This window comes from Paenibacillus sp. fava2, assembly GCF_058313675.1.
Window position 1 is genome coordinate 1410924 of record NZ_CM177755.1, and the last position, 20563, is coordinate 1431486.

19 protein-coding genes are annotated in these 20563 nt (G+C 49.1%); 16 read left to right on the forward strand and 3 right to left on the reverse strand.

Going from position 1 to position 20563, the window contains the following annotated elements:
* Positions 1-10: 10 nt before the first annotated feature.
* Together AC4G46_RS06245 and AC4G46_RS06250 are read left to right on the forward strand one after the other, a co-directional pair.
* Positions 11-523, forward strand: coding sequence for an A24 family peptidase (locus tag AC4G46_RS06245; RefSeq protein WP_491127158.1), 513 nt, complete (start codon positions 11-13; stop codon positions 521-523).
* 20 nt (positions 524-543) lie between these two features.
* On the forward strand, positions 544-2238 hold the full coding sequence (locus tag AC4G46_RS06250; RefSeq protein WP_491127159.1) for a DUF6382 and FHA domain-containing protein: 1695 nt from the start codon (positions 544-546) through the stop codon (positions 2236-2238).
* A 5-nt stretch (positions 2239-2243) separates the two neighbouring features.
* Here the strand turns inward: AC4G46_RS06250 and AC4G46_RS06255 are convergent, their stop codons facing one another.
* Positions 2244-3152 carry a TIGR01777 family oxidoreductase gene (locus AC4G46_RS06255; protein ID WP_491127160.1) on the reverse strand — a complete coding sequence of 303 codons (909 nt, stop codon included), beginning with the start codon at positions 3150-3152 and terminating at the stop codon, positions 2244-2246.
* Between the two features lie 28 nt (positions 3153-3180).
* Positions 3181-3645 (reverse strand): DUF2621 domain-containing protein, encoded by a 465-nt coding sequence (locus AC4G46_RS06260; protein ID WP_491128806.1) that lies wholly within the window; start codon positions 3643-3645, stop codon positions 3181-3183.
* 172 nt (positions 3646-3817) lie between these two features.
* Here AC4G46_RS06260 and AC4G46_RS06265 point away from each other — a divergent pair, with 172 nt between their 5' ends.
* The 14 genes from AC4G46_RS06265 to AC4G46_RS06330 all read left to right on the forward strand — a co-directional run bounded on the left by AC4G46_RS06265 (position 3818) and on the right by AC4G46_RS06330 (position 19681).
* A complete protein-coding gene (locus AC4G46_RS06265; protein ID WP_491127161.1) occupies positions 3818-4945 on the forward strand; it encodes a deoxyribonuclease IV in 1128 nt (375 codons plus the stop codon).
* A 47-nt stretch (positions 4946-4992) separates the two neighbouring features.
* Complete coding sequence (gene purU, locus AC4G46_RS06270; RefSeq protein ID WP_491127162.1) at positions 4993-5889, forward strand: formyltetrahydrofolate deformylase; 897 nt, start codon at positions 4993-4995, stop codon at positions 5887-5889.
* Positions 5890-6002: 113 nt separating this feature from the next.
* Positions 6003-6776 (forward strand): CpaB family protein, encoded by a 774-nt coding sequence (locus AC4G46_RS06275; protein WP_491127163.1) that lies wholly within the window; start codon positions 6003-6005, stop codon positions 6774-6776.
* Between the two features lie 15 nt (positions 6777-6791).
* A complete protein-coding gene (locus AC4G46_RS06280) occupies positions 6792-7856 on the forward strand; it encodes a CpaE/TadZ family protein (RefSeq protein ID WP_491127164.1) in 1065 nt (354 codons plus the stop codon).
* Positions 7853-9436, forward strand: coding sequence for a hypothetical protein (locus tag AC4G46_RS06285; RefSeq protein WP_491127165.1), 1584 nt, complete (start codon positions 7853-7855; stop codon positions 9434-9436). Before AC4G46_RS06280 ends, AC4G46_RS06285 begins: the two co-directional genes overlap by 4 nt.
* A 13-nt stretch (positions 9437-9449) precedes the next feature.
* Positions 9450-10499 carry a hypothetical protein gene (locus AC4G46_RS06290; protein ID WP_491127166.1) on the forward strand — a complete coding sequence of 350 codons (1050 nt, stop codon included), beginning with the start codon at positions 9450-9452 and terminating at the stop codon, positions 10497-10499.
* Positions 10500-10511: 12 nt separating this feature from the next.
* The gene (locus tag AC4G46_RS06295; RefSeq protein ID WP_491127167.1) at positions 10512-11381 is read left to right on the forward strand and encodes a hypothetical protein; all 870 of its coding nucleotides are present in this window, start codon (positions 10512-10514) and stop codon (positions 11379-11381) included.
* A gap of 98 nt (positions 11382-11479) precedes the next feature.
* Positions 11480-11698 carry a hypothetical protein gene (locus AC4G46_RS06300; RefSeq protein ID WP_491127168.1) on the forward strand — a complete coding sequence of 73 codons (219 nt, stop codon included), beginning with the start codon at positions 11480-11482 and terminating at the stop codon, positions 11696-11698.
* A gap of 6 nt (positions 11699-11704) precedes the next feature.
* The gene (locus AC4G46_RS06305; RefSeq protein WP_491127169.1) at positions 11705-11848 is read left to right on the forward strand and encodes a hypothetical protein; all 144 of its coding nucleotides are present in this window, start codon (positions 11705-11707) and stop codon (positions 11846-11848) included.
* A gap of 14 nt (positions 11849-11862) precedes the next feature.
* Positions 11863-12243 carry a hypothetical protein gene (locus AC4G46_RS06310; RefSeq protein WP_491127170.1) on the forward strand — a complete coding sequence of 127 codons (381 nt, stop codon included), beginning with the start codon at positions 11863-11865 and terminating at the stop codon, positions 12241-12243.
* Positions 12244-12263: 20 nt separating this feature from the next.
* Complete coding sequence (locus AC4G46_RS06315) at positions 12264-12761, forward strand: hypothetical protein (protein ID WP_491127171.1); 498 nt, start codon at positions 12264-12266, stop codon at positions 12759-12761.
* Between the two features lie 64 nt (positions 12762-12825).
* On the forward strand, positions 12826-13440 hold the full coding sequence (locus AC4G46_RS06320) for a hypothetical protein (protein WP_491127172.1): 615 nt from the start codon (positions 12826-12828) through the stop codon (positions 13438-13440).
* A complete protein-coding gene (locus AC4G46_RS06325) occupies positions 13433-15715 on the forward strand; it encodes a hypothetical protein (RefSeq protein WP_491127173.1) in 2283 nt (760 codons plus the stop codon). Before AC4G46_RS06320 ends, AC4G46_RS06325 begins: the two co-directional genes overlap by 8 nt.
* Before the next feature lie 21 nt (positions 15716-15736).
* Entirely contained in the window at positions 15737-19681 is a 3945-nt protein-coding gene (locus AC4G46_RS06330) for a glycoside hydrolase family 78 protein (RefSeq protein ID WP_491127174.1), read from the forward strand.
* Between the two features lie 49 nt (positions 19682-19730).
* Here AC4G46_RS06330 and AC4G46_RS06335 read toward each other — a convergent pair whose 3' ends face one another.
* A complete protein-coding gene (locus AC4G46_RS06335; RefSeq protein ID WP_491127175.1) occupies positions 19731-20369 on the reverse strand; it encodes a hypothetical protein in 639 nt (212 codons plus the stop codon).
* Positions 20370-20563: the final 194 nt, after the last annotated feature.

Sequence of the window (20563 nt, forward strand, 5' to 3'; positions counted from 1 at the left end):
AGGGGACGGTATGGCAGGGTGGGCCTTTGGAGGCTGTCTGATGATTCTGGCAGCGGCCTTTGTCACAGATTTGCGGTGGATGAGGATACCGAACTGGATTTCCGTATTTGCCCTGACAACGGGACTGCTGGCAAGGAGCATTGTATCCGGAGGTCACGGACTGTTGTTTGCACTGACTGGTGCTGCTGCCGGATTTGCCGTTCTCCTGCTCCTGTATGGTGTAGGAGCGGTCGGGGCGGGAGATGTGAAGCTTTTTGCGGGGATCGGAGCCTGGACAGGGATATGGTTTACCTTTCAGGTCATTATGTATTCCATATTATTCGGGGCGGTAATCGGCTGGATCATTGTCCTGTTTAGACGGGAGGCAGCCGGGAGAATCCGCAGTACACTGAGCATAACCGCCGGACTTTTGCTGCTGCAGAGGCCTGTTCTTTTTAGAAGCGGTTCAGGCGGTGAGGTACTAAGGTTTCCGTTTATGCTGGCCGTGATTCCCGGATTTCTGTATACCTATTTCTGCTTTTAGATCGGGAGGTGGAACATATCTTGTTTGGATTAAACCGTGATTTCATACAACAGGACGGCATCTCCATGCAGCTTGGTACTACGTACGGATTATCTTTGGCGGAGCTGAATATGGTCCAGGCGAAGATGCTGATGAACACTGCTATCCCGCATCATCTGCGGCTGCTGCTTAGGGAAATTGACCTCAAGGTGACGCTGGAGTACGCCGTATCCCGGCGCAAAATGCTCAGTCATCTGCTGAAAAGCGAAAAGATGAGCATGACGGAGCTTTTCGGGCTGCTGCTGCAGATTGCCCGGGGAATGGAGGAAGGAAGGCAATATATGCTGCGGGCTGAGCAGTACGCGCTTCATAAGGATTATATTTTTATCGAGGGACCGCTCGGCAGCGGCAAGGTGTTTCTTACCTACATACCTCTGCAGCCGACAGGAGCGCCAATATCTCCCGGAGAAGCAGTGAAGTCGCTCATTATGGTGCTCATTGCATCTGTGACGGAGTTATCGGGAAGCGGGCTGCAGCGATTACTTCAATATTGCGGGAGCGGGGATTTTTCACCGTCAGGGCTTAAGGGACTGCTGGCAGAGCTGCTCGCAGAAGATCATTCTGCCGGGAAGTTTGCAGGCAGTACAGAAGCCGTGTCGTTAATGGGGGCGTCTGATGGGGGAACTGCTGTATCCGGAGAAATGCCAGTCCGGCATAGAGAGGGCCCGCAATCTTATGTACCGGCAAGGTTTTCTGCAGCTCCTGCAGCTGCGGGAATATCTATGAAGCAGAGACAGCTAAGTGCCCGTTCAGAGGAAACGGCAAGTGACAGTAACCACGCTAAGGAGCAGCGATGGGGAAACGGGTTGCCGAATCTGAGGCTGAGTGAAGAGTTCGAGGAAGGTGATCTGGAGGATGCAGGAGAAACTGCCGCAGCAGTGCCTTCTTCCTACAGAACTTATACTATATTAGGTGCTGTTCTGGCTGATGCGCTGCTCTGGAAGTTCCTGTACCTGGACAGGCCGATGACCCTGTGGCTGGCTGTTTGTATTGCTGCTACTGCTATATTGGCGGCTGTAAGCTGGATGGTGTGGAGCGGGAGGATCATGGCTGTGCGGGACTCAGTCAGTGACATAAGCAGAGAGATACCTGAACCTGCATTAGCTGAGACCCGGGAGCGCAGTGTGAGCAGTAAACCGCTCCGTTCAGAGTGGGATTGTGGCAGAAATCCGGTAATGCCGGCAAGGCCGCATATTCAGAAAGGGGCTGAACAGAAGCTGCCTTCACAGGTAAGGCAGGATTCCGGGGGCTCACTATTAGGGGCTGCGGGGCAAGTGCAGCCTCAGCCCGCTGAAGTGGCGGCAACAGCGCTGCTCACGGCCAGCGATAGCGCGCTCAGCAGACAGGAGAAGGGGCAGCTCCGCCCTGCCGGTCCCTTTTTGGAACGCACCGGCGCAGACGAGGATGGAGCATCCGAGAAGATTGAACTGGACCGTGCAAGCTTCATAATCGGCCGGTCACCTGATGTGGCCCAGTATGTAGAGAAGTCGGAGGGAGCCTCCAGGGTGCACGCAGAAATTTCCAGAGGCCCTGCGGGTTACATCATTAAGGATCTGGACTCGCGGAACGGCACGCTGTATCAGGGGAACCCAATGATTCCTTATAAAGAATATCCGCTGACCGAAGGCAGCGTCTTTACAATTATTAAGGGCAGCTATACTTTTCGTACCGCCTGAATGAATTATTGCTTCTCTGATTTCAGCTGTTCCAGTGCCGGCTGTAGAGTCGGATAGCTGAAGGTGAAGCCATGGCTTACCGCTTTGGAAGGAAGTACACGCTGGCCTTCCAGCAGGATTTCCGACAGCTCGCCGACAGCTGCCTTTAACACAAAAGCAGGAACCGGGAACCAGTGCGGACGATGGTAGACCTTGCCGATCATCCGGCCGAACTGCCCGCCTGTCACCGGATTGGGGGCGGTGGCATTAATGGGACCGGCTATTTCCGGGGTGCGTATACAGAAATCGACCAGGCGGGCGATGTCCTCAAGGTGAATCCAGGATAACCACTGCTTTCCGCTGCCGATTCTCCCGCCAAAGCCAAGCTTATAGGGCAGCTTCATCTTGGGAAAGGCTCCGCTTTCGTTGCCGAGCACAACACCGGTCCGCAGCTTGATGAGCCGTATATCCTGATAGGCTGCATCGGCGGCGGCCTCCCAGGTCTGGACCACCTCTGATGGGAAATCTACAACCCGGGCAGGTGAGTCTTCATTATAGGTATCCGTGAGTGAGGTGCCGTATATGGCGACGGCGGAAGCCTGCACAATAACAGGCGGCTTATGCTTAAGCGCCGCAATCAGTCTGCCGGCGGCTTCCACCGTTTTAAGCCGGGACTGCATAATAGCCCGCTTACCTTCAGCGCTCCAGCGCTGGCTGAGCGAAGCTCCGGCCAGATTGACCAGCGCATCTGCGTTCTCTGCCAATTCCGGATTGGCGGCGAGGTCGTCCCAGGTTGTATAGCTTAGAGCAGGGTGAGAAGATGCGTCTTTGGGCAGCGTGCGTCCTGCGACAATGAGCTGATGTCCGGCTGTAAGCCACAATTCAGTGAGCTCACGGCCGATAAAGCCGCTGCCGCCGCAGATAATGTATTTCATGCAGAAATCCTCCGTTTCAGGATGCGGCTTACTTGATCAGATGACGGTAGGGAGAGTAGTCGATCCCGTTCTTTTCCAGGAAAGATACAAGGAACTTGTTGTCCCGGCGCGGGGTAGCTACGATATAGCCTTTAATGCAGTGTTCCCGGGTCACCGCCGGAGCGCCGCTTTCAACAGCAATTTTGCCGATCTCGGCAGCGATGGAATGCTTGGCGATATCGCGGAAGGGTCCGGGCACCGGCTGCACGAGCTGGTCCAGAAAAGCCTTCATTTCGTCGCTCCATAGCGGCCGGCTGCGTTCCACCCAGTAGTTCTGCCAGTCCAGCTTGGACTTGCCGTCCGCTTTGGGCAGCACCTTGAGAAATTTACGGAACATGAAAAAACCGCCGATACACATGCAGCCCAGCAGTAAAAAGGTCCAAAATGCGATGGAGTTCATAAACCAGTTGCTTGGCATGGACGTTAATAACCTGAATCCCAGTTCAGAAGACATGTATACACCGCCTTTGACAATGATGATTGTCACAAACCTTCATCTCATCTAAAGTATAGCGTATTTCTAAAGCTTTGCGAAGCTGAAGCGGCCTGCCGGGGCTTGCCTAGATTTATTTTCCCGATCACGGTAGAATAAGGGTTAATTCGTGAAGGAAAGAGGGAAAAAAGGCATGCTGAAAATAGGTTCACATGTGTCCTGCGCGGACAAGGGTCTCTTGAGCGCAGCCAATGAAGCAAATGAGTATGGTTCCAGTTCGTTCATGATATATACCGGGGCGCCGCAGAATACGCGCCGCAAGCCGATTGAAGCGATGTACCCTGCTGAAGGGAAGCTCGCGATGAAAGCGAATGGCGTAGAAGAGATTGTGGTACATGCTCCCTATATCATTAACCTGGGTTCCTATAAGGATAATACCTATCAGCTTGCTGTTGATTTTCTGCAGGAGGAGATCCGCCGTACCCATCAGCTGGAGGTCAAACATATCGTACTTCATCCGGGGGCTTATACAGACAAGGATGCAGAATACGGTATCCAGCGGATTGCCGATGGACTGAATGAAGTGCTTGGCGGTACGAACGAGACGGAAGTGCATATTGCCCTGGAGACAATGGCTGGCAAAGGAACAGAAGTCGGCCGCAGCTTCGAGGAAATTGCCTCCATCATTGACAAGGTCGTTCATAACGAGCGCTTGTCCATCTGTCTGGACACCTGTCACATTCACGATGCCGGCTATGACATCGTTGGCGACCTGGACGGTGTGCTCCGCCAATTCGATGAGATTATCGGCCTCAAGCGGCTTGGAGTAATCCATATCAATGACAGCAAAAATCCGCGCGGAGCTGGGAAAGACCGCCATACTCCAATTGGCTCAGGCTGGATCGGTTTTGAGACGATTAATAAAGTCGTCCACCACGAAGCGCTTGCCGGGCTGCCGTTTATTCTGGAGACTCCATGGATCGGAAAGGATGCCAAGAAGCTCCGTCCGATGTACGAGATCGAAATCGCTCTGCTGCGCGGTAATGTGGCAGAACGCTTCGGTGCAGAATTCCTGCAGGAAGTGGAAGAACTGCATTCGTTCTTCGCCAAGCAGGAGCTTGATCCCCGCGGGTATGTTCTAGATGTATGGGGGCTGCTCAAGAATGACGCCAAAGCCAAAAAGGCTGATCCGCGCGAGCCGCTGGAACGTCTGTATGACAATGTGCTGGCAGCCGGACTCTTCCCGCAGCTTAGTGAGGAAGCTGTCAATCAGCGCCTGATCGCCTGGCTGGCAGGCAGACAGGCACTCGTGAACGCTTAAGAATAACTACAGATTGCGCTAGCATTTGAGAGGATGGACAGGGGACTATGGAATTACATGTGAAAAGAGATCATTCTTCAGGCGGACAATATCCGGACCGGGCGCGCATGCTCATTTCTTGTCCGGACGGGCCGGGTATTGTAGCGGCTGTCTCACATTTTTTGTATCAGCATGGAGCAAATATCGTCCAGTCAGACCAGTATACGATGGACCCGGACGGCGGTATGTTCTTCATGAGAGTGGAGTTTGATCTGCCCAAGCTGGACGAGCGGCTGGATGAGGTGCGCAATATTTTTGGCGGCGTTGCCGAGCGCTTTAAGATGGACTGGCAGATTTTTAATGTGAGCCATAAGAAAAGACTGGCGATCTTTGTTTCCAAAGAAGATCATTGTCTGGTTGAGCTGCTCTGGCAATGGCAGGCCGGTGATCTGGATGCGGATATTGCGATGGTTGTCAGCAACCATACCGATATGCAGTCTTACGTTGAATCCTTTGGGATTCCATTCCATCATATCCCGGTTACGGCTGACACCAAGGCTGAAGCCGAGAAGCGTCAGCTTGAGGTTATCGGCAATGACATTGATGTGATCATTCTCGCCCGCTATATGCAGATCATCTCACCGTCGTTCATCGAGCATTACCGGCACCGGATTATCAATATCCATCACTCGTTCTTGCCGGCGTTCGTCGGCGGCAAACCTTATGCGCAGGCCTACCAGCGCGGGGTGAAGATTATTGGCGCAACCGCCCACTATGTCACTGAGGAGCTGGATGGGGGACCGATTATCGAGCAGGACGTGCAGCGGGTCAGCCACAGCGATGATGTGAACGAGCTGAAACGGATCGGTCGTACGATTGAGCGGGTTGTGCTGGCGCGGGCTGTGAAGTGGCATATTGAAGACCGCATTCTGGTGCATCACAATAAAACAGTAGTGTTTAACTAACCCTATAGTTCTGAAGAGCTTTACAGGTAAAAAAGCATTTTACCGGCATTTTGGCGAAGTCTGCCAAAGTGCCTTTTTTCGTTCCAAAAAACAGTACTCAAGGAGGTAAGAGCTTGGCTTCACAGCGCAGACAACTGTTAAAACGCAATTATCTGTTTGCCTTTCTAATTCTGTTCGCCGGGTTCGGCGGGCTGCTCGGCTACGACCTTTACTTTAAGCCGTATGTGCTTTCGCAGACCGTGGTCAAAATTAAAGCGGCCGACGGCGGATTTATACCGAAAAATGTTCAGCTCCAGCAAAGCGATCTCTATCTCGATTCAGTCCAGACCAAGGACATTCCTTCAGGTGTCATTACGGAGTACAGCCAGGTAAAGGACAAGATAACCAATGTCAATCTAATGGACGGCAGCATTCTTACTTCGTCGCTGGTAGATGTCAGTGATCTGGAGCCGCAGGCTGATGAAGGGATTTTCCCCATTCCCAAGGAGGCGATTTATGCCATTAACGGCTCGCTGCGCAGCAGGGACAAGGTGGATATTTACCTGGTGGAAGGCGATAAAGCAGACAGACCGGGGAGTGGAAGCAGTGATGCAGGAGGGGGCTTTCAGCCTTCAGGTACAACTGCACCTTCATCTGACAGCGGGCAGAAGGATTCCGGGGCCACAACAGCCGCCCGAAAGGTGTTTCTGAGCGGCGTTACTGTGAACTATGTACGTTCTGAGGATAACAATGATGTGCTTGACTCGGAGAACGGCAACACCAATAACCGCGTTACTTCAACCGGCAAGGTGGCGGCGCCTGAATTAAAGCTCAAGAAGAGCGACGGTGAGCTGCTGGGTCAGTATCTGGAGCAGGGTCTCAAGCTGTGGATTGTTCGTGTGGAGTAGAAAGGAGGAGCATTCATGAAAATATTCAGTCTGGGGATCGAGCAACTGACGATTAATGAGATCAAACTGGCGGGATTTACGGTCATTACGCAAAATGTACTGCCAGAACCGGCGCACACCGAAGGCCATCTGCTGCTGGTAACAAGTGAACAGGTCCCTGTGTCCGCTTTAACCGAACTTAGCCGTCAATATGCGCAGTCCACGATCCTGTATCTGTATCTGCAAAGAGGGGTACACGGCTATCAGGCTATTCATATGCTGTGCGAAAGTCTGGGGGTGTTTTTTGTGCCCCCTCGCTCTACAGCCTCGGCAATTATCGAAAAGCTGCGTTTTATTACAGAGGAGGAACGTGTAGAACGCGGTAATTTGGTTGGATTTTTCGGCTCGGGACCGGGAATCGGCTGTACCAGTACAGCCAAGCTGTTCGCCAGACGGATTGCCGCCGCAGGGTTTCGTGTGATTTTACTGGGGCTGGATCTGTATGATCCCGGCTATGACCGTAAAACCCAGATCAGCCTGGACAGGCTGCGGCCGCGGATTACCGGCAAGATGCTTCATGGTGAGGACTTCGAAGGGCTGGTTAAGCAGGACGGATATGTATACCTGCCCGGCAATTTCGACTATTTGAGCGTCCATGATTACCAGGAGGAGGAGATCGCATATCTATTGGCAGAAGCGCGTGTACATGCGGATGTGGTGGTGGCTGACTTTGGTTCGATTCCCGAAAGCGCCGCATGGTATACCGGAATGCAGAAATCGGCACTGCGCATGATGGTTACGCATCCCAGACACGAATACAGGCTGCAGGCTCTAATGGAGCTTGCCGGACATATGGACCTGCATCCGCAGGATTTTCAGTGGATCATCAACCGCAGCAATGTGGAGGAGATGTCCTCGCCCAAAAGTCTGGCGCTGCGCTTCGGCTGCGAAATTTTGCTGGAGCTGCCGTATTATCAGCCGCTGCTGGATAGCCTGCCTTTAGGTAAAAAAGAGCTTCAGCATGTGGATGATAAGGTTCACTCCCTGCTGGTCTCTCTGGGACTTGCGCAGGAAGTGCGGAAGAAGGGGATCTTTCAATGATTGAGTACCGGGAAGAAATATACCAGAAGCCGCGCAGGGTGAGCGGACAGCGTTATGTCAGTCCGGGAGGGCGGAAGCAGAACCCGCAGGCAACTGAAACTGAATTGCCGTTCAATCTGTCCGGACAGTGTGGAGGAGAATTGTTACCGGAAGCACGCCCCCTTTTTTCTCTGAAACAGAGTGTCCTGCGTACCAGCATCCCGGGAAAAGAAGACTTCTATGCTTTTCTGCACAAGATGAAGCAGGACATGAACGCAGGGCTGGAGCGGGAGGATGACAGCTATTTCGAGCTGAATGCCAAGGCGCTGATTGGGGATCCTCAAGCGGTAAGTTTTTTTATGAATGAGATTGAAAAATATTTACGCAAGACACCGTTCACCGGCGAAGTACCGGAGGCTTATCGGACTGCTGCCGAGGCGCTTTTTCATGAATGGAAAGGATTCGGTCCGGCCTACCGCTGGTTTACAGACCGTGCCTACAGTGAATCTACCGGGCTGCAGATGATCGGACGGCAGATTTTTTATAATCACCGCGGCAAGTTTGTTGCTTATCCGTATGAGATGCCCTCGCTGGACCGGGTGGAGCAGCTCAAACGCTCTCTCCTCAAAAGTGATCCGGGCAAAAAGCTGAACAAAGACAATCCTTCGGTGGAGTTCAAAATGGATGATCCGCTCTGGCCCGGCCGGTTCATCCGGCTTGCGATTTGGGTATCGCCCAGGGTGTGGGACGGGTTCACAACCATTTCCATGCGGCGGCAGGTGGTTGAGTTTCTTGATCTGGAGGATCAGGCGGGAACAGAATGTATCCCGGCGGAAGCTATAGAGCTGATCCGTGCGCTGGCCGGCACATTCCGCAACACAATCATCGCGGGGGCTGTAGGTTCAGGCAAAACAACCTTTGCGAACACGATCGTAGGCGAACAGCTGCTGGGCTCCAGCTCCTGCATGGGGGTGGTGATGATCGAGAAGCATCCGGAGTCGATTCTGCCGTACCAGATTAAAGGGCACCGGATTATTCCGATTCAGGCGGCCAACGAGGAGCTGATGGAGGTTGGGGTGGAGTCACTGCGCCATGATCCGAACATCCTCTATATGACTGAAATGCGTTATAACGAGTGGGAGTTTTATTTGTGGAGCGGCGAGAAGGGCTATGACGGGATTACAGGAACTTTTCATACGGTTGATTCAGAGGATATTCCGTACCAGGGCGCTTTTGCAGTCTCCACACGGATCGGCGGCAGCTTGAAGGGACATCTGATCTCGGCGCTGAAGTCATGCGAGCTGGTGTTTATTCTGGAAAGCGTCCCGGACGGCAAGAAGCGGCTGGCACGGATTTCCGAGGTGTTTTATGACGAAGAGCGCAATTCAGTGTTTGCCAATGATCTGATGCGCTGGGAGGAAGAACGTTCGGCCTGGAGCTATAATGACAAGCTGACCGCGAAGCTGATGGCCAAGATGACCAAAAAGAATGCTGCAGCTATGCGCACATTCATCCGGGAACTGGGGCACCTGGCAGCAATGAAGCCGATGGAGGAGCCGCTAAAGGAAAGCCTGAAGTCAAAGATTGTGCTGAACGAATGAGGGGGCGTTAGGCGTGGAGTTTGTTTTTTATATCATCCGCTTTGCCCTGCATTTACTGGTTGTTTTTGGCCTATCGCTGATGGTGAGACCGCTGATTGAGCGGCATTTACGGCAGCTGGGGCAGAAAGTCGATATGCAGATGAACCTTAGAAGGACTCTGCTCCGCAAAAAAGTCAGCAGGGCGGATAAGCGGGTCTGGCTGTACCGGCACCTGGATGATCTGCTGTATTTTGCACACCGGAGATATGAGCCTGGAATCAGTGTGATGCGATTTTCTCTGCAAACAGCCTTTCTGTTTGCTGCAGTCTTTGTGTCCACCATGCTTACGCTCAGGGAGCTGCCGGGGCATATGAGATTCAGTAATCCTTTTCTGGATGGGATCAGCTTCGGGGAACGGATGCCTATTGAGGAGGCCTGGCGGCTTCCGCTGTTTGTATCAGTCCTTGCGGCAAGTATTCCATACCTGCGGATGAGATACATCTGCGCCCAGCGGAAAGTACGCGGAAGCTATGATCTGCTTGATGTGATCAAAATTGCTTCCAAGTTTACGCACCTGTCGGTAGACAGCATTCTGTCGAGGACGGCAGATTTTTTGACTGAGGAAAATGTGCTGAAAACTCCGCTAAGGCTACTGGGAGCGGGATTTGCCAATTACAGCAATGAATATGAGCTTAAGGAGGAGGCGATGCGGTTCTCGGGTGCGATCGGCACTACTTTTGCCATAGAGTTTGTATCTGATCTGCTATATTGCGAGAAAGAGGGAACCCGTCATCTCAAAAGCTCGCTGTTGATGCTGAACCGCTCAATGGAGCAGCAGCGGGAGACCATTTTGACGGTAAAAGCAGGCAGCCGGGATGCGATCAGTCTGGGGATTTACGGTAATTTAGTTGTGCTGGTATCCTCTGTCGGAACCTTCATGTATATGCTGAAGCCTGATGTCTATTTCAAACTGCAGTTTCAGACGAGTGTCGGTCTTGCCTTTCTGATGGTCATTATAGCCGGACTGTTCGTATCCTTCCTTATCAGTACCATACTTGCCAGGCCCAAACTGGACTACCACTGAGGTGATATTAAGATGGAACGGGTATTGCTTTTAATTGCCGTATGCGGCGTTGTTTATCTGGCCTTTCTTGTATTTGTGAGCAGCAGCAGCAAACAGGAGCGTTATGCATTACGGCTGGGGATCAAGTGGACAGCGCTTGGCGAAAAGGTCCGGAATGAACGGCTGCAGCAGCTGCTGCAATCCAGCGGGCTTTCGGTATCTGCAGGTAAAATCACGGTTTTCCGGTATTCGGCGGCACTGCTGTACCTGGCGGTTCAGGCGGTTGGCGGTTTTGTGCAGGTGGCCCCTTTTTCCGGTACCGACTTGTTGATAGCCCTGCTTATCCTGATCGTCAGCAGTCCCATGCGTTATCTGCCGTTTGGCTGGCTGCTGGCCTGGCTGCATCAAAAGACGCTGATCCAAAAGGACGGCGAGCTGATCTCCTTTATCCGGCTATACGAGAATAACAGGCTGCGTAAGCGCGGTTATGTACAGTTCGGTGCTTTCTGCGCGGGGACGGCCAATCAATTTCATTACATCCGGCAGGAGCTGTACGAGTTGTCCGAGCGGGCGGTGGATGAGGGGACAGAGAAGGCGATTGAATGGTTTTGCGGGAAATTCCCGGAGAGGCATGCTTTTATTAACGATATCCGCTCTATTCTGCTGGCAACGGAAGGGATGGATGACGATAACGAGGCCGCCAGCTACTTGAGGGAGCAGGGTAAGATTATCACCAAAATATCCAGCGATCAGTATTTGAAAAAATGGTCCTTTATCGGCGACGTTTCTACTATTATCAACGTTATCCCCTCAATCGCCACATTCCTGATGATCGTATCGCTCGCAATGCAGTACATTATGCTGATCAAAGGGAATTTTAACGGAGTGGGAATGTTCCAGTGATTGGATTACGTTCCATTGTCTAAGAATTTGCTTGGATGAGGTTTTTGATATATTCAAGCAGCGTTTAAAAATATAAAATGAAAAGGGAGATATTTACAATGAAAAAAGACGCTATTTCAACTGGTTTGTTTATCGCTATCGGATTCCTTTGTGTGGCAATTGTTATCGCGATTCTCGTCCCTGTAGTCCGTGATGTAGTCAATGATGCGGACGATAACAGACCGGATATTCCCGGAGTAAGTGTAAGTGTGATTGAGTTCAAAGAGCCTGGTTTAGCAACAGCAGCGGTACAAGCCCCAACCCGGCCCGCGGTCTAAGCAATTATGAAAAAGGATTCGATCTCAGTTGCCATTTTTTTGGCCATCGGTTTTGTAATTGCCGGGATTTTTATCACGGCGGCTACCCATATAATCGGCAGCAGTCAGGATGATATCATCGAACATACCAAGCAAGTCGAGCAATACTAGAGGGAGGGACAGGCGTGAAGGAAACGGTCCTCCGGGCATTGTTTATGTGGCTGGTCTTATTTATTCTCCTTCAGCCTATTTTTACTTACATTGATTATCTGCTCGATCTGCAGGTCAAAGCCAACACCTCCTACATCACACAAAAGGCAGCTACAGAAGGAATAGTCACCAGCTCTATGAAAAATGAGGTTATTGCCAATCTGAAGGCTGTTGGCTTTCCGGAGACTTCTATTGTGATTTCCAGCAATACGGAGATTGTGCAGGAGCGTAGACAGCGGCTTGACGTGTACATTAGTGCTCCACGGTTACATTTGTTTCCTTATGACTTCTCGGGAAAGTCTCAGCCAACACGTTATTACGGACACGGTTCAATAATGAGTGAATATCTTGATTAATTGAGGAATGGTTCCGAGCTATGGACTACGTAATCAAACTGGCCTTTGTCCTGCTGATCTTTGTCTACTCCTGGTTTTTTCAGATTCAAAATCAGGAGTGGGACATGGTGCGCAGCATGCTGAAAGATGCCAACAACATGGCTGTACACGATGCATCTCAGGAGCTTAATGAAACCGAGCGTGCACGGGGACGCCTGATCATTGATCCCGCTGAAGCGTACAACACCTTCCGTGAGTCACTGCAGGTAAACCTCGGACTTGACGACAGCTTATCCCCTATAACGGGCAGCAGGCTGCAAACCCAAGTGAAGATTATGAAATTCGACATTGTCGATGATTCAACCGGAGCGGCTTTTCCGTTCCTTTACGAAGACAGTACCTACGGCATCACCAAATACATACAAGGCCCTTCGGTCATCGCCGTCATTGAGACACAGCACCCGGTCCTGATCTCCCGCTCAAAGGTTCAAGAAGCCATCATTGTACCGGCGGTGCAGGAGTATAGGATGGGGGACTAGGCGGGGGGGGGGGCATTAGCTCGAACCAGAAGTTAAACATAAGAACATTAAAGGGGATATTATTATGAAAAAGTCGATTGTTAAAGTAACTGCAGCGGTATTTTTATTGAGTCAGCTGCTCTCAATGGGTGGAGGATCGCAAGAGAATACGGTTTCAGCAGCAGCAGCAGCTTCCACTTCAACAAAACCAGCCGCGGTTATGACAGATAATTTATTTAAGTATGGGCTGAAAAAAGACATTGAGTTACCGGCTACAGTTACGGCTGATGGATTCAGTTACACGCTGGAGAAAATTATGATTTATGAGACAAAGTCGGCTGCGGCACAAGCTTTGATTAAGCAATATGGTTTTACGGGGATAGCAAATGATAAGTATTTCATTTGGACCAAGTTTACCATTACCAATAATAGCGAATATGTTGTACAGCAAACATCTAAGGATTTAGCCGATAAATGGAGATTGTTTTTTGGAAAAGAAGCATACGCACTTATGCCCGATAAGCTTTGGGATAAAATAAACAGTCCTTTGGCGCTTTGGGGCTGGAAACTTGCCCCTGGTCAAAAACTTAGCTCATATCAGGCTTACACGTATAATGGTGATTTTGAATTATTTTTTATCTCTCTCAAAATTAAAAACACTAAAGAATACTTAAGGATGGTAGAAGAAAAGGATGTTTAAGGGATCAATCAAAGAATTTAATCAAATTATTGTTCTTTCACTATTAATCGCACTCATTAGTCCTATGAGTGCGTACTCAGCTTCAGCCCCTACTTTGAAATCAGCATCTGTTTCTATTCCAGTTAATAAGGGACTAATAGGTTCAAGTAACTCAGCGAAATCATTTTTAATAGATTTGCCTAATGGTGTTTCATCAGGGTCAATAAAAGTAAACACATTCAAGTATTCCGGTAACAATTCTCTTATTGATTCCATTATTTTAGAAAATGGAAAAATTAAGTTGAAACTTAAAGGTAACGAGAGCTTCGAGACGTTTCCTGTAAAGGGGACTGATGGGGAAAAATTTGAGCATTTTAAATCGAATCCAGGGAACTCTATTTGGTTATATTCAGACGGAAGACGCTGGCAAATAAATGAGTATGACAAAGATAAAGGTATCAATGTTTATAAGATCAGAAGTGCAGAAGATTTTGGGACACCATCCGAGGTTCCGCCTACCAATACTGTTCTTACAAGATCTGAACCAGTAGATCCAAGTATAGCAAAATGGTATAGGGATGATAGTAAAGGAGATAACAAAGTAGAATTTAGCAGTGTAGTACTGTCTAGCATAGTTCCTGTGACTGAAAAATTAATGTACGGAGACAAAGGGGAGGCGAAAGTAGAGGCCGGGAAGTTTCTTGTTACCTATAAGATTCCCTCTGCTCAAAGACAGCCGGAGGATTTGCCTGATTACATGAAGGGTGGCTGGGCTAAAGGGTGGCTCTATTTCACTACTTTCCCCTATTACTTCACAGGCACAGCTAAGGTTACTTCATATAGCTATGCTGGTACCGTCACATTTGACTATGTCCTTCCAACGGAACCGACTTTAGCTGGAGGAGTCGCATTGCTTGCGCCTAACCCTAACCCTGAAAAATATTCCGAAAAGGCGGTACCGGTGAAGCTATCACTGAAGGGATCCTTAGCTGCCTATACAGATACTTCCAACATCCTGGAATGGGTTTTTTATGCCAAAAAGACAGGTGATGATGCATCACTAGTCACTAAAAAAGATACGGCAAAGGTGCTGTCCAGTGAGAGGCAGTTTGATTTCAACATTTCAAAACAGGAAGCTGCTACGCAGCCTGAATTTACTCAGAATTACACTTTGACCATAACTGTAAGATTTGCTAAGCCGGTGGTTACAGCAGTAGGAAGCATATCATCATTAAGTGAGAATTTCACCATTAATGCTGGAACGTATAACGGTCCACCGCCAAGTAGTATACCTATCCCTACGCCCACACCAGCTACCGGTAAACCGCCGGTTGCCCGAATCACCATGCCTGATCAAGTAGTTGCCGGCGAGAATTTTACCGTATCCGGAGCCGAATCCTTCGATCCTGACGGCACAATCGTCAAGTACTCTTGGCAGCATCCAAATGTAAATCTTGCATTATACGGCAAGTCCAGTGATACATCATACGATTTGGATTCAATTGATACAACACAGACCATCACGCTTACAGTTACAGATAACGACGGTTTGACTGCTACTACCTCACGTGATATCAAGATTGTAGCTCCTGCACCGAAAGCTAAAATCCAGCTTTTGGGCACCTTGAAGCAAAATCGAAAAATCACAATTCGTAATGCAACTAAAAATGTTTCGGATGATTTCCCAATCATAGAAAGCAGCACACGCTTTACTATTACTGCAGTCTCTGGCGGTACCAATGCAGATATCAAATATAGTGGAAGCCTTGTAGGAACCAAAGAAGTAGATGTGCTTATGAAAACGCCCGGACAGTACAAGGCTGCCCTGTATGTTGAAAATACTGCCGGATACTCCGGAACGACTTCTTTCACGTTCACTGTTGTCCCTGACGAAGCACCTCTACCCTACATTTCGATGCCATTAATAGTCTACCGTGATCCGGACAATGGAAATAAGGCAAGTGTAACTCTGGAGGACTTCACCGTTTCAACTGACTACGACCACCTGGCAAAACGGGTCTGGGAATATCGATATGATTCAGATAACAACGGAAATTTCACAGGAGAAGCATGGGTTCAAATAAATAACGCTAACTTTGACCGCATAAATTTTTATCCGGAAAAAGTGGGCAGATACGAGATCCGGCTAACCGTGACAGAAGAATTTGGGCAGCCTACGATAGATGCGTTTGTGACTGCGGCAGATCGCAAATCTGCGAATACTGATACGCAGCCGTTACTCGAACGAATTGTAACGGTCGAAAATCGTCCTCCGACCTCAGATTGGTCATGGTAATGGAGAAGGGATAGATTTAGGGTGGAAGAACGAAAAAAATCATCTGTACATAGATTAATTGGCAAAATCATTTTATGTTTTGCTATGTTTGCATCAATGATCCCTTATATGCCAGAGGCTGAAGTAAATGCAGCAAACACTTCTGTAGTCAATTACATGGATGTTGAAATTCCGGCATTTTATGGAACGATAACTATGCCGAATAATTTTCATGAACCGGTATATAATCCCTATACTTATCGAACTGATGATCCATATTGGGGTTATTATATAAATTCAACGGTGACGGGCTATAGAAGTGCTTTCAAGGTGACCAACATAAAGTGGAATCGTGTGACAAGAGTATTAAGCTATGATGTACCAGACATAAACTATGGAATTACGGTCGAAAGAGGACCAGGAAAAGACACTTTATATTGGGATCAAAAAGCAATGCTTGCTAATCCTTATGTTGAAGTTACGGGCTTCGTTCTGGGGGATTACCGAGAAGTCTTGAGTTCAGGTAATTATTTTACAAGGAATGATTTTTGGGGGCCTTATTGGTTAAGTGGTAATTTGGACCTTGGACACCCCGCGCAAGGAAATCTCATTCACAAATTGAATTCAAAGCCGTCCAACGTTTATACGGATCTAGTTATAACACCAAGAGACCATATGAATTTATCAATTCCAGCGGCTAGCTATAGTTTGGATTATTCAAAACCAGCCACTGGATGGTATGACCGATACTTACTTAATGATCCCAAAAAGATTCGTCATATGTTTTTATATACCGACAATTTACAAAATGGTCGATATAGTGAATGGCCTTTAATGGATATAGTGGATATTAAGCTGGAAGTAAATTCACCGCCCACCCTGTCTCTGACCACTCAAAACGGAGCTACGCTCTATAATGTGGACGGGCAAAATATTCTGAATGTTACCGGTTATGCGCAAGATCCCGATAATGAAGAGCTGGATGTTATTGTAGAGATCCCTAATGTGTATTACCGCAGGATCAAAATCTACAACTCATACACAGCTCAACAATTTACTATCCCTATAGATGCCATCAAAGATTCCTTGCCGCCAGGCAGCTATACGGGGACAGTTAAAGTAGTGGATAGGCGAAATTATAAGGCAAGCGGGCAATTCACTTTTCATGTTAAACATAAACTGCAGAATCAGAATTTCTACTTAACTAATTCGCCGGTTGAGATCAGCTCATCGTATAAGGATTACGAAGCTGACCCGCAAATATCAACCCGGTTTAGGTATGAGCATGATCCTAACTATTTTGATAATCCTACTTCAATGATTAGTGATTCTGGATTATGGCGAACATCGATGTATACCTCGTTTGCATACCCAGGTTGGTACAATGCAATAGTACAGGTCAGGGATAATCCTTCAGGTGATAACTTCGATGAATTTCGGAAATGGAGCAGAGACAATGAGTCTTCACTTATATTTCTAGTACACAGGAAACCTACGGCCATGTTTTCGGCAAAGCTTATTGGTAACAGTATACAGATTATAGATCATTCGTATGATATTGATCATACAAGTGCAGCTGACAAAGGATTATATGAGAGGCAATGGCAATGGAGAAAAGCGGGAGACGAAGCATGGAATGACGGCCAGTTAAGCAGCCGGCCAACAACGGATGCATACGAAATACGGCTGAGGGTCAGGGATGTGGACGGGCTGAAAGGTGCCGGAGTCTGGTCTGACTGGACATCTCAGGTTCTGGGCACAGGTGCCAATTTACCGCCGGTTGCAAACTTTATTATCGATCCTATTAATGTGAGTTACCGAAAAAGCACGGTAATAACAGATAAGTCATATGACCCCGACAATGATTACCTGGACACCTACGAATGGGTAATCCGCAAAAATGGGACCCAGGTGTACTATCACTACGGCGCAATTACTGTTCCGCCAAGCTTCACGGGCTACGGAGCAGGAAGCTATCAGGTTGTCCTGAGAGTGCGGGATAACAGAGGAGCATGGTCGGACTACTACGCGCAATGGGCAAATGTCATCAATCAAAAACCAGTAGCGCAATTCAACATGCCTGCACAGGTGTACCGGGATGATATTGTGGCGATGGAAAATATGACTCCAGATCCGGATGCAGACGGTGATGCACTGGCCTACACCTGGTACGGCCGTAAAGGTAACAGCGGTTATAGTTATAGCGGCAGCACACGGAACCAGAATGTGGTCATCCGGAATCTGATTAGCGGGCTGGGCATAACAGATAAGGCTGCTATATCACGGGACTGGGAAATGAGGCTCAACGTATCAGACGGCAGCCAGGAGGCTTATGCTACCCGGATGTTTGAAATTCTGAACCATGTCCCTACAGCCGAGCTGTCTGGACCTGCGGAAGCCACGCAGTACACCACGAGGACATATAGTTCTGGAGCAACCGATCTCGACAGCTCAGATGCAAGCAGCCTGCAGTATTACTGGAGGATCATCGACAGCGAGGGGCAGGCCAGTATCCTTCGCAATCATAAATCAATCGATGTGAATTTCCACCATACCGGAATATATACGGTTGAGCATTGGGTAACCGACCAGATTGGTGCAAAATCCAATGTGGCTAGCCTCAAAGTGACTGTTCGGGAAAATCTGAAGCCCTCTATGACTCTCACGTCCCCGGCTGGCACTGTAATCAGCCCGACTATAATTGATGCCAGTATTGCAGGGGATCCAACAATTGTCTGGACTTACATCGATCCAGAGGGGGATACGCAGGAAAAATACACACTTGAGTTCTACACCAAAGACAGCATTCTGGCCAAATCAGTAGAAGCCCCGGATAGCGCTGGCACGATAAGGCAATATCAGGTGCCAAACGGAACTTTTGAGAGGTTTAAGCTCTTTACTGTATTGGGGCGGGTTTACTCGATGAACTCCTGGTCGGACGTCTCCAATGAGAAGGCATTCATCATCGACAATCCGCCGCAGCCCGGGTTTATGCTTGTAACCGACACAGGCCGTAATGCTGCAAGGTTACCGATCTATCGTACTGATACACTGACCATTCAAGGAACGGCGACAGATCCAGATGTACCAGCAGGCGACAGCATCAGCTACCAGTATTATTTAAAACCGTCCGGCGGAACAGAAGGGTTAGCCAGCACGCTAAGTACATTCACCAAGCAGTTCAGCACTAACGGAACCTTTACCTTGCGGCAGGTTGTAACAGATTCGCTGGGACTCAGCCGGGAACTGATTCAGACAATTACGGTAGCCAACCGTATCCCCGCAGCAAGCATCACTTATCCGGTGAGCAGCAGCGAGAGTGCTCCAACGGTAATGAACACACTTACACCTGTAGTGAAATGGGCTTATCAGGATGAAGACGGGGATGCGCAGCAGCGTTATAAAGTAAAAGTCATTAATCTGGCTACCGGGGCAGTTACTGTACAGTCAGGGGAACAAACTTCCTCCGCACAGGAGTGGCAGATTCCGGCCGGCGCACTAGCAGAGAACCAGAAATACGCCGTGGAGGTTGAGGTGTATGACGGATTTAACTGGAGCAATGTGTCTCCGCGCAAGTATTTTATGGTCAGTCTGCTGACTGTCCAAGGTGCTGTCCGCCATACAGCGGAATGGAATAACAACCGGCAGGCTTATAATATGAAAAAAAGCGGGACGGCAGAAAGTCCGCGGAGCTACAGTGTTTTTTGGGCGGGGGAGAGCTTCGTGCTGCAATCAGACGCAACAGGGATGCCGGATACAATTGAGGTCACGATGACGGGAGGGTACCGGACCGTGCTGACTCCGAATGACAGCGGTAAGAAGCTGTGGAGCGGTGAACTGTACGATTCATCATTCGAAAGGCTGCCCGACGGGCCGGTCACGTTTACTTTTACAGCAAGGAATGCGTATAGCACCAAAACAGATACGGTAACGGTGACCATACAGGGGGACTGGCAGGATTATTTTCAAAGTCACCGGATTAAATAGCAGATTGTGCTGGCTTACAGCCGTATAGAAACGGGCTGAGGATGAATCTTTAGATGATTCCCTCGGCCCGTTCTTCTGCCAGCAGGAGTCTGCGTGCGGTTGACGCTGCTGCGGAAGAGGCAGATACCTTTGCTGCGTTTATGTAAGTGTTGCCATGTGTAAGGTGCATATAATAGGACAGCTTGCCGCTGTATACTTTACTTGCGCATAGTGATTCGGCGAAATCCTCTGGTGTGACAAAGCAGGAGGGCTTGGCCACGGGCCGGCAGGAAGCCTCTTCACAGACAGAAGCGACAAAATGGGAGCAGAAATAGGCGTCCTCCCGGTTGAATTTTACGTTCAGCAGGACTCCGATCAGGCCAAGCAGATGATATTTGTAGCGCTTCTGGTTCTCCATCATGCCCTGTACATGGTTGTACATGGTATCGTATTCCTCAAGACTCACATTCATCTCATAGACTGCGCAATCCGCCGTACTGTAAAAAGGATGGTCAAAATGCTCGCGGATCAGTCCGGCCACAAACGGGTTATGCACTTTTTTCCGTCCAAAGCTGTAGACCTCCTGCAGTTCCCGGTCAAAGGCAATCGAAGCATGATTCAACTCAGCCTTGGTGAACCATTTAATTAATCCGCTGAAGGCGGTGCCCGTTCCGGTCAGTACGATATAAATGTTTTTGCGTGCATTCATGCTCAAGATTCCTTTCTGCTGGAAGTTATGGATAATCCGGTAAAATCCTCGTTAGGTAACTTCATCTTACTGTATAATCCGTCTCCGGGAAACAAACTTTAGTCTTAACCTGAAACTGGACTAAAGGCTAAGTACCTGGTCTTGAGACCAGTATGTGATGTGCAGATTAGATGATGTTTCTGTGTGCGGGCAGT